The sequence below is a fragment of the Kitasatospora sp. NPDC029367 genome (assembly GCF_055569135.1).
The window spans coordinates 105,534-119,506 of sequence record NZ_JBVHYH010000011.1 but is presented as its reverse complement, the minus strand read 5'-3'; the positions used below and the strand labels follow the sequence as shown (position 1 = coordinate 119,506).

General features: G+C 73.1%; 10 protein-coding genes. 3 read left to right on the top strand and 7 right to left on the bottom strand.

The annotated features are described in order from the left end of the window. Positions 1–56 precede the first annotated feature (56 nt). Positions 57–803, top strand: coding sequence for a VOC family protein (locus ACZ4W5_RS09175; protein ID WP_465653704.1), 747 nt, complete (start codon positions 57–59; stop codon positions 801–803). Here the strand turns inward: ACZ4W5_RS09175 and ACZ4W5_RS09170 are convergent. The 4 genes from ACZ4W5_RS09170 to ACZ4W5_RS09155 form a co-directional block, all read right to left on the bottom strand. Then, on the bottom strand, positions 800–1,456 hold the full coding sequence (locus tag ACZ4W5_RS09170; RefSeq protein ID WP_465653693.1) for a thymidine kinase: 657 nt from the start codon (positions 1,454–1,456) through the stop codon (positions 800–802). The genes ACZ4W5_RS09175 and ACZ4W5_RS09170 overlap by 4 nt on opposite strands. Positions 1,457–1,517: 61 nt before the next feature. Continuing rightward, positions 1,518–2,705 carry an alkaline phosphatase family protein gene (locus tag ACZ4W5_RS09165; protein WP_360237604.1) on the bottom strand — a complete coding sequence of 396 codons (1,188 nt, stop codon included), beginning with the start codon at positions 2,703–2,705 and terminating at the stop codon, positions 1,518–1,520. Between the two features lie 94 nt (positions 2,706–2,799). Then, positions 2,800–3,399, bottom strand: coding sequence for a DUF5998 family protein (locus ACZ4W5_RS09160; RefSeq protein ID WP_360237602.1), 600 nt, complete (start codon positions 3,397–3,399; stop codon positions 2,800–2,802). A 92-nt stretch (positions 3,400–3,491) separates the two neighbouring features. Next, complete coding sequence (locus tag ACZ4W5_RS09155; RefSeq protein WP_465653692.1) at positions 3,492–6,338, bottom strand: bifunctional acetate--CoA ligase family protein/GNAT family N-acetyltransferase; 2,847 nt, start codon at positions 6,336–6,338, stop codon at positions 3,492–3,494. Between the two features lie 227 nt (positions 6,339–6,565). Between ACZ4W5_RS09155 and ACZ4W5_RS09150 the strand changes: the two genes are divergently transcribed. After that, positions 6,566–6,847 (top strand): HPr family phosphocarrier protein, encoded by a 282-nt coding sequence (locus tag ACZ4W5_RS09150; RefSeq protein ID WP_465653691.1) that lies wholly within the window; start codon positions 6,566–6,568, stop codon positions 6,845–6,847. Positions 6,848–6,914: 67 nt separating this feature from the next. Here ACZ4W5_RS09150 and ACZ4W5_RS09145 read toward each other — a convergent pair whose 3' ends face one another. From ACZ4W5_RS09145 to ACZ4W5_RS09135, 3 genes are all read right to left on the bottom strand, one after another. Continuing rightward, complete coding sequence (locus ACZ4W5_RS09145) at positions 6,915–8,108, bottom strand: RtcB family protein (RefSeq protein ID WP_465653690.1); 1,194 nt, start codon at positions 8,106–8,108, stop codon at positions 6,915–6,917. A gap of 324 nt (positions 8,109–8,432) precedes the next feature. Beyond that, positions 8,433–9,821: a M16 family metallopeptidase gene (locus ACZ4W5_RS09140; RefSeq protein WP_360237594.1), complete on the bottom strand. Its 1,389-nt coding sequence runs from the start codon at positions 9,819–9,821 to the stop codon at positions 8,433–8,435. Continuing rightward, a complete protein-coding gene (locus ACZ4W5_RS09135; protein WP_360237592.1) occupies positions 9,818–11,164 on the bottom strand; it encodes a M16 family metallopeptidase in 1,347 nt (448 codons plus the stop codon). The genes ACZ4W5_RS09140 and ACZ4W5_RS09135 overlap by 4 nt, the downstream gene beginning before the upstream one ends. A 316-nt stretch (positions 11,165–11,480) precedes the next feature. Between ACZ4W5_RS09135 and ACZ4W5_RS09130 the strand changes: the two genes are divergently transcribed. After that, complete coding sequence (locus ACZ4W5_RS09130; protein WP_465653689.1) at positions 11,481–13,931, top strand: DNA gyrase/topoisomerase IV subunit A; 2,451 nt, start codon at positions 11,481–11,483, stop codon at positions 13,929–13,931. The last annotated feature ends 42 nt before the right edge of the window (positions 13,932–13,973 follow it).

Sequence of the window (13,973 nt, the reverse complement as noted above, 5' to 3'; positions counted from 1 at the left end):
CGCGCGCCCGGATCTCCGTGCGCCCAACACCCGTGAGGAGGCCCGCATTGCCCGCGGTGGAACTCCGACTGGCCCAGGGCACACCCTGCTGGGTCAGCCTGCTGACCGACGACCTGCCCGGCGCGCGCGCCTTCTACGGCGAACTGCTCGGCTGGACGTACTCCCCCGGGCCCGGCCAACTCGGCGCCTACGTCCGGGCCGAGCTCGACGGCACCCCCGTCGCCGGCCTCGGCGTCTCCAGCACCACCGGCTTCCCGGTGCAGTGGACCACCTACTTCGCCGTGGACGACGCCGACCGCACCGCCCAGTTGGTGCGCGAGTGCGGGGGCACCGTCGCGGTCGGGCCGCTGCAGGCCGACGACGCCGGGCGGATGGCCATCGCCGCCGACCTCTCCGGCGCCGTCTTCGGCCTCTGGCAGGCCGATGAGCACCTCGGCCGGGAGGCCGGAACGGAGCCCGGCGGCCCTGCCTGGGCCGAACTGCTCACCCCGGACGCCGACGGCGCCGCCGTCTTCTACGGCACGGTGCTCGACCGGCCGGTCCGGCCCGCTGCCGACGAGAGCGCACTGCTGGTGCACGGGCGCCCGGTCGCGGGCATCCGCCACCGCGCCGACCTGCGCGGCCACCCGCCGCGCTGGCGCACCCACTTCGCCGTCCGGGACGCCGAACTGACCACCCGTCGCACCGTCGAACTCGGCGGCCGTGTCCTGGTCGAACCGCACGACACCGCCCGCGGCCGCGCCGCCCGGCTGGCCGACCCGCAGGGCGGGCACTTCTCGGTGCTCGAAGCGGCGGCGAGCTAGGCCTGCTGTTCCTCGAAGGGCAGCACGTCCGGGGAGAGCACCGAGGCGCGGGCGGTCGCGGCGGTCATCCGGCGGCGGTGGTGGCGGCGGCACAGCACCTCGTAGCCGATCTCGTCCTCGCTCACCGAGATGTCGCCGATCACCACCTGGGCGCCCTCGACCACCATCACGCCGCCGACCGTACGGGCGTTGTGGGTCGCCCGCGCGCCGCACCAGCAGAGCGCCTCGACCTGGAGCACCTCCACCCGGTCGGCCAGCTCGATCAGCCGCTGCGAACCGGGGAACAGCCGGGTGCGGAAGTCGGTGGTGATGCCGAAGGTGTAGACGTCGATGTCCAGCTCGTCCACCACCCGGGCCAGTTGGTCCACCTGCTCGGCGGCGAAGAACTGGGCCTCGTCGCAGATCAGGTAGTCCACCCGGCCGCCCGCCGACAGCCGCTGCACCACGTGCCCGTGGAAGTCGAAGTCGTCCGTCACCTCGACCGCGTCGGTGCGCAGGCCCAGCCGGCTGGAGATGGTCGCGGCGCCGGCCCGGTCGTTGCGGGTCAGGATGACGCCCTGTCGGCCGCGCGCCGAGTGGTTGTGGTCCATCTGCAGCGCCAGCGTCGACTTGCCGCAGTCCATCGTGCCCGAGAAGAACACCAGTTCAGCCATGGGTGGAGCAAGGGCCTTTCACATCAAGGGGGTTCGGGCGCGAAGGGGTCAAGGGTCCGCCTCAGCCCCGGACTTCGAGCAGCGGCACGAACTGTTCGACCGGGGTCATCGAGCCGTGCAGGCCGATCATCGCGGACTCGCCGGGCTCGTTGCGGGAGGCGATGATCGCGATGTCGTCGCGCGCCGCGGCGACCACGTCGCCGATCCGCAGGTACACCCGCTCGTCCACGGTCGGGCCGAACCAGCCCGCCGCGATCGCCTCGTCCCGGGTGGCTACCCACATCCGGTCGCCCAGCACCTCGCTCCAGACCGTGTGCACGTCGGCCGCGGCACCCGGCACCGCGTACACGTGCCGGGCCCGGCCCTCGCCGCCCAGCAGTGCGACACCGGCACCGAGCTCCCAGTCCTCGTCGAAGTCGATCCGGTCCTCGGGGGCGATGTCGATCATGCCGTGGTCGGCCGTCACGTACATCGCCGACCGCGGCGGCAGCTGCTCGGCCAGCCGGCGGGCCAGCCGGTCCACCGCGTCCAGCGTCATCCGCCACTCGTCGGAGTCCACCCCGAAGCGGTGGCCCGCGCCGTCCAGCTCGCTGACGTAGGTGTACACCAGCGCCCGGTCGTGCTCGGCCAGCCAGGAGGCGGCCAGGTCCATCCGCTCCTCGCCGGTGGTGCGGCCCAGGAAGGTCCCGCCGGACAGCGCCACCCTGGTCAGCGGGGTCTGGGCGAACAGCGGGGAGGACACCTGGGCGGTCGCCACCCCGGCCCGGTGGGTCTGCTCGAACACCGTCGGGTACGGCTGCCAGACCTGCGGGTCGGTGTGCGGCTGCCAGCGCAGCTGGTTCATCAGGTAGTCGGCGCCCGGCACCGCCACCGTGTACCCGGCCAGGCCGTGCAGGCCGGGCGGCGTGCCCGTGCCGACCGAGGCCAGCGAGGTCGCGGTGGTCGACGGGAAGCCCGCGGTCAGCGGACGGCCCGAGCCGCCCAGCGAGCTCCCGGCCAGCGAGGACAGGAACGGCGCGTACTCGGGGTGGCGCAGCAGCAGCTCCCAGCCCAGGCCGTCCACCAGGAAGACCACCGCCCGGTCGGCCGGGGCGATCGGCAGCGTCGCGGTGAACCCCGGGACGCCCAGGCCCGCCGCCACCGAGGGCAGCAGGTCGCAGAGCGAGCCGCTGCCGTACGGGGGCGCGGGGGCGTCGGCCGGGTCGAGGATCTCGAAGGCGTCGAAGCCGTCGGGGGGTGCGAAGGACATGGAACCGGATTCGTAGCGGGCGGGACCGCGCGCGGGCACGCGATCGGGAACGGCGGGGCTCGGTGGCCGGGCGCGACGGGGCCCGGCCGGGACCTCAGACCCGCGGGCCGTTGTCGATCGTCGCGTCGGACAGCGCCCGGGCGAACAGCAGCGCCTGGGCCACCGTCTCCGGGCCGTCCCCGGCCTCGCTCACCCGCAGCGAGAGGTCGTCGGCCGTGGCCGAACCGGTGTAGCCGTGGTCGGCCTCGCAGTTCGGGTCCGAGCAGCCGGCCGGCTCCAGGTCCAGGCGCTGGACCGCGCCCCAGCCGATGGTCAGCACCACCTCGCGCGGCAGCGTCCCGGGCGTGTACGTCTCCGGGTTCGCCACCATCCGGCTCAGCACGACCGAGCCAATCCGGTCCAGCCGGACGCTCTCCGTCGAGGTGGTGGCGAACGGCACGGCCGGGCTGCCGGCGTCGCCCGACTGCTCGTCGGTGTGGCTCACCACGAACCGGGTCGGGGTGAGCACCAGCACCGTCACGTGCCGGCGCACCTCGTTGGAGTCGAAGGTCGTCTCCTGGTGCACCAGGTAGGAGCTGATCGGCTCCGGGCCCACCGCGGACTCGACCGCCTCGGACACCAGGGCCGGGTAGTAGCCACTGCGCTCGATCGCCGAGCGCAGGTCCTGAGTGGTGGTGGTACCGGTCTTCGCCATAACTCCATCCTGGCATGGTCCGCCGACGAAGCGGGCGGCGCGGCGCCGAGCTTCGGACATCAGCGCCCACGGGCAGGCGCAACCAAGGAAGGTTACAGGGTGTCCATCGCGCGCGGGCCCAGATCGCTGCGGACGGGCAGCGGGGCGACCCGCACCCGCGCCCCCAGGATCGCCAGCCCGTGCGGGGCGACGACCACCGGTTCGAGGTCCACGGAGGCGATCTCCGGTAGGTCGTCCACCAACTGCGACACCCGCAGCAGCAGTTCCTCCAGCGCGCCGGTGTCCACCGCCTCGGCGCCGCGCCAGCCGAACAGCAGCGGTGCCGCCCGCACCTCGCGGATCAGGGCGGCGACGTCCTGGTCGGTGGCCGGTACGAGGCGGTGGGCCACGTCGCCGAGCAGCTCGGCGGGGGCGCCGGCCAGGCCGAAGGACAGGATCGCGCCGACGGCCGGGTCGACCGTGGCGCCGATCACGGTGTCCACGCCGCGCGGGGCCATCCGCTGCACCACCAGCTGGGCGCCGGCCGCGCCGCCGAGCAGGGCGTCCAGCTCGCGGTGGGCGCGGCGCAGGCCCTCCTCGCCGGTCAGGTCCAGCCGGACGCTGCCCAGGTCGGGGCGGTGGCGCAGGTGCGGGGCGGTCGCCTTCAGGGCCACCGGGTAGCCGAGCTGCTCGGCGGCCCGGACGGCCTCCTGCTCGTCGGGGGCGGGCAGCGTGGGCGAGACGTCGATGCCGTAGCGGCCCAGCAACAGCCGGGCCTCGGAGTCGGACAGGGTGATCCGGGCACCGCCGGGCTGGGTGCGCGCGGCGACCGCGGTGCGGGTGCTGAGTGCCGCGTCCACCAGGGCGCGGGCGCCGGGCTGGTCGATCCGGTCCAGGTCGGGGACGCGTGCCGTCTCCTCCGCCGCGGCGGTGCGGCGGCGCCACTCGGCGTAGTGCACGGCGTGCGCGAGGGCGCGCACGGCCCGCTCGGGCGCCCCGTAGGCCGGGATCCCACCCGGGCGCAGCCGGGTCGGCAGGTCGGTCAGGGCCAGGTGGGCCAGCACCAGGGGCTTGCCCAACTCCCGCGCCCGCTCGCCCGCTTCGAGCAGGGCGGTGGCGATCTCCGGGTCGTCCGAGCCCATCTCGGGGTCGTCCGGGCCGGTCAGCCGGCCGCCCATGAAGGCGTGCGCGGAGGTGCCGATCGGCGGGATGGCGACGGCGATCACCGCGTCCACGGCCGGGTCGCTGAGCGCGACGTCCAGGGCGATCCGGAAGTTCTCCCCGGTCGCGGCGGTGGTGAGGTCGACCGGCGTGCGCGGCCGCAGCCCGGCGCTCAGGCAGGTGTCGTAGGTGAGCAGGCCCAGCGAGTCGGAGTTGCCGACCACGGCGACCCGGTCGCCCGGCGGCAGCGGCTGCTGGGCGAGCAGCTCGCCGGTGTCGAACAGCTCGGTGATGGTCGCCACCCTGGTGACCCCGGCCTGTTCGAACAGCGCGTCCACGGTGGCGTCCTGCAGGCCGGTGGCGGTGGCCGGGACGGCGTGGCCGGGCGGCAGGCTGCCGGTGTGGCGGGCACCCTTGACCACCACCACCGGCTTGGCCGTGGCCAGCCGGCGCGCGATCCGGGTGAACTTGCGCGGGTTGCCGAAGGACTCCAGGTAGAGCAGCACCACCTCGGTGGCCTCGTCCTCGGCCCAGTACTGCAGGAAGTCGTTGCCGGAGACGTCCGAGCGGTTGCCGACCGAGGCGAAGGAGGAGACGCCGAGGCCGCGCCGGTGGGCGGACTCCAGCAGGGCCACGCCGATCGCCCCGGACTGGCAGAAGATCCCGAAGCCGCCGCGGTCCGGCAGGTGCGGGGCGAGCGAGGCGTTCAGCGGGCGGTCGGGGTCGGTGTTGATCAGGCCGAAGGCGTTCGGGCCGACCACCCGCATGCCCGCCGCGCGGGCCTGGCGGACCAGGGCGCGCTGGCGGTCGCGGCCCTCCGGGCCGGTCTCGGCGTAGCCGGCGGTGACCACCACCAGGCCCTGCACGCCGTGCGCGCCGCACTCGGCGACGGCCGCCGGGACGACGCTCTCGGGGACGGCGATCACCGCGAGGTCGACCGGCCCGGGAATGTCCAGAATCGAGCGGTGCACCGGGACGCCGTCCAGTTCGGTGCCGGGCGGGGCGCTGCGGTTGACCGCGTAGACGGTGCGCGGGGCGTCCTTGGACTCGTACCGGCTCTCGAACTCGGTGTCGAAGCTGCCGAGCAGGTCGCGCAGCAGGGCCCGGCCGACGGTCTGCGGATTGCGGGAGACGCCGATCACGGCCACCGAGCGCGGGGTGAGCAGCCGCTGCACCGAGCGGGCCTCGGCGCGGTGCTCGCGGGCTCGCATCACGGCGAGTGAGCGGTCGGTCTGTTCGAGGTCGAACTCCAGGTGCACCACGCCGTCGGCGAAGCTGCGGTGCTGGGTGTAGCCGGCGTCGGTGAAGACCTTCACCATCTTGCGGTTCTCCGGCAGCACCTCGGCCTGGAAGCGGCGGATGCCCCGCTCCTGGGCCACCGCCGCGATGTGCTCCAGCAGCGCGGAGGCCACGCCGCGGCCCTGGTGGGCATCCTGGACCAGGAAGGCGACCTCGGCGTCGGTGCCGTCGTCGGAGGGGCGGCCGTCGGCGTCGATCCGGTCGTAGCGGACGGTCGCGATGAAGTGGTCCCGGACCACCACGGCGAGGCCGACCCGGTTCACGAAGTCGTGGTGGGTGAAGCGGCGGACGTCCTTGTCGGAGAGCCGCGGGTAGGGGGCGAAGAAGCGGAAGTACTTGGACTGGTCGGAGACCTGTTCGTAGAACTCCACCAGCCGCCCGGCGTCGCCGGGGGTGATCGGCCGGATCCGGGCCGTGCCGCCGTCGCGCAGCAGGATGTCGGCTTCCCAGTGCTGCGGATAGTCGGGTTGCGCGGGGTTCGCCACCGCGGGGTCTTCCACATTCGTCAGGTTATCCGGCGGCGGGCCGAATGGCGCCGGGCGCGCGCTCACGGCAGGGTGGACAGGGCCACTGGCCGGGCCTTATGCCCCGAAAAGAAACAATCACAAGTCCCGAACGCGGCGCCTCGCCGGGGTTGCCTGCGTGCAACACTGGTCTAGACAACACGGTCGTTCCCCCCGCTCGCCCGAGCACGGCCGTGACCAGCTTCACCGGAAAGGCACGTCTCATGGCTGAGCGCCGCGTCACCATCGGTTGGGCCGAGGGCCTGCACGCCCGTCCCGCCTCCGTCTTCGTCCGGGCCGTCACGGCCACCGGCGTGCCGATCACCATCGCCAAGCCTGGCGGCAACCCCGTGAACGCCGCCTCCATGCTCGGCCTGCTCGCCCTGGGTGCCCAGAGCGGCGACGAGGTCATCCTGGCCTCCGACGCCCCCGGCGCCGACGAGGCCCTCGACCGCCTCGCCAAGCTGGTCTCCGAAGGCCTCGACGAGCTCCCGGCCGCCGCCTGAGCCCCCGCGCGCCACGCGTGACCTGACCGAGGCCCCCGGGATCGCCCCCGGGGGCTTCGGCCGTTTGTCAGCCCTTCACGCAGATCACCTGCTTGAGGTGCGCGACCACCTCGACCAGGTCCTTCTGCTGCTCGATGACCTTCTCGATGTTCTTGTACGCGCCCGGGATCTCGTCCACCACTCCACTGTCCTTGCGGCACTCCACGCCCTTGGTCTGCTCGGCCAGGTCGCGCGTGGTGAACCGCTTCTTCGCCGCGGTGCGGCTCATCTTGCGGCCGGCGCCGTGCGAGGCGGAGTTGAACGACGCCGCGTTGCCCAGGCCGCGGACGATGTAGGAGCCCGTCCCCATCGAACCCGGGATGATCCCGAGGTCACCGGAGCCGGCCCTGATCGCGCCCTTGCGGGTCACCAGCAGGTCGACGCCGTCGTACCGCTCCTCCGAGACGTAGTTGTGGTGGCAGCTGATCACCTCGTCGAAGGTGACCTGCGCCTTGTCGAACTCGCGGCGGACGACGTCCTGGAGGAGCGCCATCATCAGGGCGCGGTTGTGCTTCGCGTACTCCTGCGCCCAGAAGAGGTCCTGGCGGTAGTCGGCCATCTCCGGCGTCTTCGCGAGGAAGACCGCGAGATCCCGGTCGACCAGCCCCTGGTTGTGCGGCTGGGCGCGGGCGACGCTCATGTGGTGCTCGGCCAGCTCCTTACCGATGTTGCGGGAGCCGGAGTGCAGCATCAGCCAGACCGCATCGGTCGTATCGACACACAGTTCGATGAAGTGATTTCCTCCACCGAGCGTCGCCATCTGCTGCATCGCCCGCTCGCGGCGCCACTTGACGTCCTCCGCGATGCCGTCGAAGCGCTGCCAGAAGTCGTCCCAGCCCTCCGCGCGGAAGCCGGGCAGCGTGGCCGGGTCGACCGGGTCGGTGTGCAGGCCGCGGCCGACCGGGATGGCCTGCTCGATCTTGGAGCGCAGGGCGGAGAGGTCGTCCGGGAGGTCCTCGGCGGTGAGGGAGGTCTTCACCGCGCTCATCCCGCAGCCGATGTCGACGCCGACCGCCGCCGGGCAGACCGCGTCCTTCATAGCGATGACGGAACCGACCGTCGCGCCCTTGCCCAGGTGGACGTCCGGCATCACGGCGAGGCCGTGCAGCCACGGCAGGGAGCTGATGTTGCGCAGCTGCTGGAGGGCCGCGCCCTCGACCGTCGCCGGGTCGGTCCACATCCGGATCGGGACGCGGATGCCGGGTACTTCGGTGTACGACATGGGTGAACGACCTCCAGAGGTCGGGTGGTTCGGGAAAGGTATGCCGCGCGAAAGAGGATCCCGGCGCGGCTCGGGGAAGTTCAGGGGGCGACTGCGCTCAGGCGGCCAGGGCGGAGCAGGGGAGATACGGCCTCGGGGAGCGCCGTCGTATGGCTTGCTCGACCCGCATGGTGACCGCCTCCCTTCGCTGCTCGCAGTTCGCACGTGTTGTGCGTCGGGGAACATCTATCCACGGAACGGGCCGGGCCCGCAACGGATTTAAGAACGCGTCCGGCCCGGCGGAGCGAAGGCGCTCCACCGGGCCGGAGGGGACAGCGGAAGGCGTCAGCTGACGACGGTGACCTCGCCGATCCCGAGCGCCCGCACGTCCGCCTCGATCGCGGCGGCGTCGCCGACCAGGACGGTGACCAGGCGGTCCGGCGGGAAGGCCGCGACCACGGCCTCGGTGGCCGCTGCGGTGGGCAGTTCGGCCAGCTGCCGGTAGACCTCGGCCTGGTAGTCGTCGGGGAGGTACTGCTCGACCTGGTCGGCCAGGGTGCCGGCGACCGAGCCCGCGGTCTCGTACTTGAGCGGCGCGACGCCGACCAGGAACTGCACGGCCTCGTCGCGCTCGGCGTCGGTGAGGCCCTCGGCGGCGAGGGTGCGCAGGATGGTCCAGGTGTCGGCGAGCGCGGGGGCGGTGGAGGCGGTGTCCACCGAGCCGCTGATGGCGAGCAGCGAGCGCCCGCTGCCGTCGGCGGCGGAGCGCAGCGGCTGGGCGAAGGCCCGGACGCCGTAGGTGTAGCCCTTCTCCTCGCGCAGGACGCGGTCGAGGCGGGAGGTGAGGGTGCCGCCGAGGCAGTAGGTGCCGAGGATCTGGGCGGCCCAGACCGGGTCGTGGCGGTCGGGGCCGATCCGGCCGATCAGCAGCTGGGTCTGGACGGAGCCGGGGCGGTCGACGATGAGGACGCGGCCGCGGTCGTCCCCGGTGACCGGGGCGTGGGTGGAGGGCTCCGCCGCGGTGCCGGTCCAGGTGCCGAGGGTGCTCTCCAGCAGGGCGGGGAGGTCGACGCCGGTGAGGTCGCCGACCACCACGACGGTGGTGGTGGCGGGGCGCACGTGGGCGTCGTAGAAGGCCTTGACGGCCGCGCGGTCGATCGACTTGACGGTGTCGGCGGTGCCGCTGCGGGGCCGGGAGAGGCGGTCCGCGGCCTCGAAGAGCTCGGCGTAGAGGGCCTTGGCGGCGCGCCGGGCGGGGTTGGCCTGCTCGTGGACGATCTCGTCGAGGCGGTTGGCGACGAGGCGCTCGATCTCCTCGGCCGGGAGGGCGGGGGCGCGCAGGGCGTCGGAGAGCAGGGTGAGGCCGCGCTGGAGCCGGGAGGCGGGGACTTCGAGGGCGACCCGGATGCAGGGGTGGTCGGCGTGGGCGTCGAGGGTGGCCCCGGCGCGCTCCAGCTCGCCGGCGAACTCCTCGGCGGTGAGGGTGTCGGTGCCCTCGTTGAGGGCGCGGGCGAGGATGGCGGCGACGCCGTCGAGGCCCTCGGGCTCGGCGGCGAGCGGGGCGTCGAGGAGGACCTCGACGGCGACCAGCTGCTGGCCGGGCCGGTGGCAGTGCAGCACGGTGATGCCGTTGCCGAGGGCGGTCCGCTCGGGGGCGGGGAAGGCCCAGGGGCCGGGGGTGCCGGGCTGGGGCTGGGGGTGGAAGGTCATCGCGGGGACGTAGTCGGTGCTCATACGGCGGCACCCTCCTCTTCGGAAGCGGCGTCGGAAGCGTCGTCGGCGGCGGTCGCGGTCGGCTCGTAGACGAGGACGGCCCGGTTGTCGGGGTGGAGCCGGGCCTTGGCGACGGCCTGGACCTCTTCGGCGGTGACGTCGAGGACCTTGGGGAGGGCGTCGTTCAGCAGCTTGGGGTCGCCGAACAGGACGGCGTAGCGGCAGAGTTCGTCGGCGCGGCCGGCGACGGTGGTGAGCCGGTCGAGCCACTCGCGCTCGATCTGGGCCTGGGCGCGCTCGAGTTCCTCGGGGGTGGGGCCCTCGGCGGCGAATCGGGCGAGCTCCTCGTCGACGGCGGCGTCGATCTGGGCGATGGTGGCGTCGCCGGAGGTCTTGACGTCGAGCCAGCCGAGGCTGGGGGCGCCGGCGAGGCGCAGCAGGCCGAAGCCGGCGGCGACGGCGGTGCGGTCGCGGCGGACGAGCCGGTTGTAGAGGCGGCTGGACTCGCCGCTGCCGAGGATGGTGAGCGCGAGGTCGGCGGCGTCGGCCTCGCGGGTGCCGTCGTGCGGCAGGCGGTAGGCGGCCATCAGGGCGCGGGAGGGGACGTCCTCGGCGAGTTCCTGGCGCAGTTCGCGGCCGATGGTGTCGGGGAGTTCGCCGGAGCGCGGGGGCTGCTTGCCGTCGTGCGCGGGGATGGAGCCGAAGTACTTCTCGACCCAGGCGATGGTCTGCTCCGGGTCGATGTCGCCGACCACGGAGAGCACCGCGTTGTTGGGCGCGTAGTAGGTGCGGAAGAACGCGCGGGCGTCCTCCAGGGTGGCGGCGTCGAGGTCGGCCATGGAGCCGATCGGGGTGTGGTGGTACGGGTGGCCCTCGGGGTAGGAGAGCGCGGTGAGCTTCTCGAAGGCGGTGCCGTACGGGACGTTGTCGTAGCGCTGGCGGCGCTCGTTCTTGACGACGGCGCGCTGGTTCTCCATGGACGTCTCGTCGAGGGCGGCGAGCAGCGAGCCCATCCGGTCGGCCTCCAGCCAGAGGGCGAGCTCCAGCTGGTGGGCGGGCATGGTCTCGTAGTAGTTGGTGCGCTCGAAGCTGGTGGTGCCGTTGAGCGAGCCGCCGGCGCCCTGGACGAGCTCGAAGTGCCCGTTGTTGGAGACGTTGGCGGAGCCCTGGAACATCAGGTGCTCGAAGAGGTGGGCGAGGCCGGTGCGGCCCTTGACCTCGTGGCGGGAGCCGACGTCGTACCAGAGGCAGACCGCGGCGACCGGGGTGAGGCGGTCCTCGGAGAGGACGACGCGCAGGCCGTTGGCCAGGCGGTGCTCGGTGATGGCGATGCCTCGGCTGGAGGCGGGGGCCGGGTTGGCCATGCGCTCGGGTCCTTCCCGTCGTCGATGTCGGGGTTCGTGTGGCGTCCCCCATTGTGGTGCAACGCGTGGGGGGCGTGTTTGTGTCCGCGCGGAAGCGGCGTTCGCCAGGGGCGGAAGAGGGCCGCTGACCGGGAGTGTCGGCGCGAGGGTCCACAATGGGGGCGCCGTGCCCTGTCGGTCGCACCCGGTTGACGGGTCGCGGCGGCAGGACGGTGAATCAGGGAGCCGGGGCGGCGAAGCCCGTCCGGTGACCGGACCGGACGGCCGACGTCCGGCCGACGACACAGCCAGCGACACGTAAGGGAGCCCCGCCGCGATGGCCCGCCGCAGTTCGCAGACCCCGCCGCCCGGAGACTTCGAGGAGCGGATCCTCGACGTCGACGTCGTGGACGAGATGCAGGGCTCCTTCCTGGAGTACGCCTACTCGGTGATCTACTCGCGTGCGCTGCCCGACGCGCGGGACGGTCTCAAGCCGGTGCACCGCCGGATCCTGTACCAGGCCAACGAGATGGGCCTGCGTCCGGACCGGGCGCACGTCAAGTGCGCGCGCGTGGTGGGCGAGGTGATGGGCCGGCTGCACCCGCACGGCGACCAGTCGATCTACGACTCGGTGGTGCGCATGGCGCAGCCGTTCTCGATGCGGCTGCCGCTGATCGACGGGCACGGCAACTTCGGTTCGCTGGGCAACGACGACCCGCCGGCGGCGATGCGGTACACCGAGTCGCGGCTGACGGCGGCCTCGATGGCGATGGTGGAGTCGATCCACGAGGACACCGTCGACTTCGGGCCGAACTACGACGGCAGCGAGCAGGAGCCGCTGGCGCTGCCGGCCGCGTTCCCGAACCTGCTGGTGAACGGCGCGACCGGCATCGCGGTGGGCATGGCGACGAACATGCCGCCGCACAACCTGTCCGAGGTGGTGGCGGCGGCCCGGCACCTGATCAAGCACCCGAGCGCGGACCTGGACACGCTGATGCGGTTCGTGCCCGGTCCGGACCTGCCGACGGGCGGGCGGATCGTGGGCCTGTCGGGCATCCGGGACGCCTACGAGTCGGGCCGCGGCACGTTCAGGATCCGGGCCACCACGACGATCGAGAACGTCACGGCGCGCCGCAAGGGCATCGTGGTGACCGAGCTGCCGTACAACGTCGGCCCGGAGAAGGTCATCTCGAAGATCAAGGACCTGGTCAACGCGAAGAAGCTGCAGGGCATCGCGGACGTCAAGGACCTGACCGACCGCGAGCACGGGCTGCGGCTGGTGATCGAGGTGAAGAACGGCTTCGTGCCGGAGGCGCTGCTGGAGCAGCTCTACAAGCTGACGCCGTTGGAGGAGACCTTCGGCATCAACAACGTGGCGCTGGTGGACGGGCAGCCGCTGACGCTGGGCCTCAAGGAGCTGCTGGAGGTCTACGTCGACCACCGCTTCACGGTGGTGCGCCGGCGCAGCGACTTCCGCCGCCGCAAGCGGGAGGAGCGGCTGCACCTGGTCGAGGGCCTGCTGGTGGCCCTGGTGGACATCGACGAGGTCATCGCGGTCATCCGGTCGAGTGACAACGCCCAGCAGGCGAAGGAGCGCCTGATGGAGCGCTTCTCTCTGTCGGAGACGCAGACCGGCTACATCCTGGACACCCCGCTGCGCCGGCTGACCAGGTTCGACCGGGTGGAGCTGGAGCAGGAGAAGGAGAAGCTGAACGCGGAGATCGCGGAGCTGACCGAGATCCTGGAGTCGGATCCCCGGCTGCGCAGCGTGGTGTCGTCCGAACTGGGCGCGGTGTCCAAGCAGTTCGGGACGGAGCGGCGCACGGTGCTGCTGGAGGCGGGGGCGGCTCCGTCGGCGGCGCTGACGGTGCCGCTGGAGGTGGCGGACGACCCGTGCCGGGTGCTGCTGTCCTCGACGGGGCTGCTGGCGCGGACGGCGGACGGCGAGCCGTTCGAGCTGTCGGAGAAGCGGGCGAAGCACGACGTGATCGTGTCGGCGGTGCCGGCCACGGCGCGGGCGGACGTGGGTGTGGTGACGTCCGCGGGCCGGGTGCTGCGGCTGCCGGTGATCGACCTGCCGGCGCTGCCGCCGATGCCCTCGCCGACGCTGGCGGGCGGGGCCGCGGTGGAGGAGTTCCTGCGGCTGGAGGCGGGCGAGCGGGTGCTGGCGCTGACCACGCTGGACGAGTCCTCGCCGGGGCTGGCGCTGGGCACGGTGCAGGGTGTGGTGAAGCGGGTGGTGCCGGAGTGGCCGGCGAACAAGGACGAGTTCGAGGTGATCGCCCTCAAGGACGGCGACGAGCTGGTGGGCGCGGTCGAACTGCGCACCGGCGAGGAGGACCTGGTCTTCATCACCTCGGACGCCCAGCTGCTGCGCTACCCGGCGGGGCAGGTCCGTCCGCAGGGCCGTCCGGCGGGCGGCATGGCGGGCATCAAGCTGTCGGACGGCGCCCGGGTGCTGTCGTTCACGGCGGTGGACCCGGGTGCGGACGCGGTGGTGGTCTCGGTGGCGGGCGCCTCGGGCACGCTGTCGGGTGAAGAGCAGACGTCCTGGAAGGTCACCCCGTTCGAGCAGTACCCGCGCAAGGGCCGGGCGACCGGCGGTGTGCGCTGCCAGCGCTTCCTGCGCGGCGAGGACGGCCTGGTGTTCGCCTGGGCGGGTGCCGCCCCGGCCCGGGCCGCCGGTGCCAAGGGCGTGCCGGTCGACCTGCCGGAGCGGGACCCGCGCCGGGACGGTTCGGGCACCCCGGTGACGGCGCCGATCACGGTGGTGGCCGGCCCGGCATGACGGCCGGCCCCGTGCCGGCCCCGTGCCGGCCCCGTGCCGACT

What these genes read in the sequence shown, in the direction of transcription:
- ACZ4W5_RS09170 (WP_465653693.1), bottom strand. Translation starts at nt 1,456, where the DNA reads ATGGCTGAACTGGTGTTCTTCTCGGGCACGATGGACTGCGGCAAGTCG.
- ACZ4W5_RS09165 (WP_360237604.1), bottom strand. Translation starts at nt 2,705, where the DNA reads ATGTCCTTCGCACCCCCCGACGGCTTCGACGCCTTCGAGATCCTCGAC.
- ACZ4W5_RS09160 (WP_360237602.1), bottom strand. Translation starts at nt 3,399, where the DNA reads ATGGCGAAGACCGGTACCACCACCACTCAGGACCTGCGCTCGGCGATC.
- ACZ4W5_RS09150 (WP_465653691.1), top strand. Translation starts at nt 6,566, where the DNA reads ATGGCTGAGCGCCGCGTCACCATCGGTTGGGCCGAGGGCCTGCACGCC.
- ACZ4W5_RS09145 (WP_465653690.1), bottom strand. Translation starts at nt 8,108, where the DNA reads ATGTCGTACACCGAAGTACCCGGCATCCGCGTCCCGATCCGGATGTGG.
- ACZ4W5_RS09140 (WP_360237594.1), bottom strand. Translation starts at nt 9,821, where the DNA reads ATGAGCACCGACTACGTCCCCGCGATGACCTTCCACCCCCAGCCCCAG.
- ACZ4W5_RS09135 (WP_360237592.1), bottom strand. Translation starts at nt 11,164, where the DNA reads ATGGCCAACCCGGCCCCCGCCTCCAGCCGAGGCATCGCCATCACCGAG.
- ACZ4W5_RS09130 (WP_465653689.1), top strand. Translation starts at nt 11,481, where the DNA reads ATGGCCCGCCGCAGTTCGCAGACCCCGCCGCCCGGAGACTTCGAGGAG.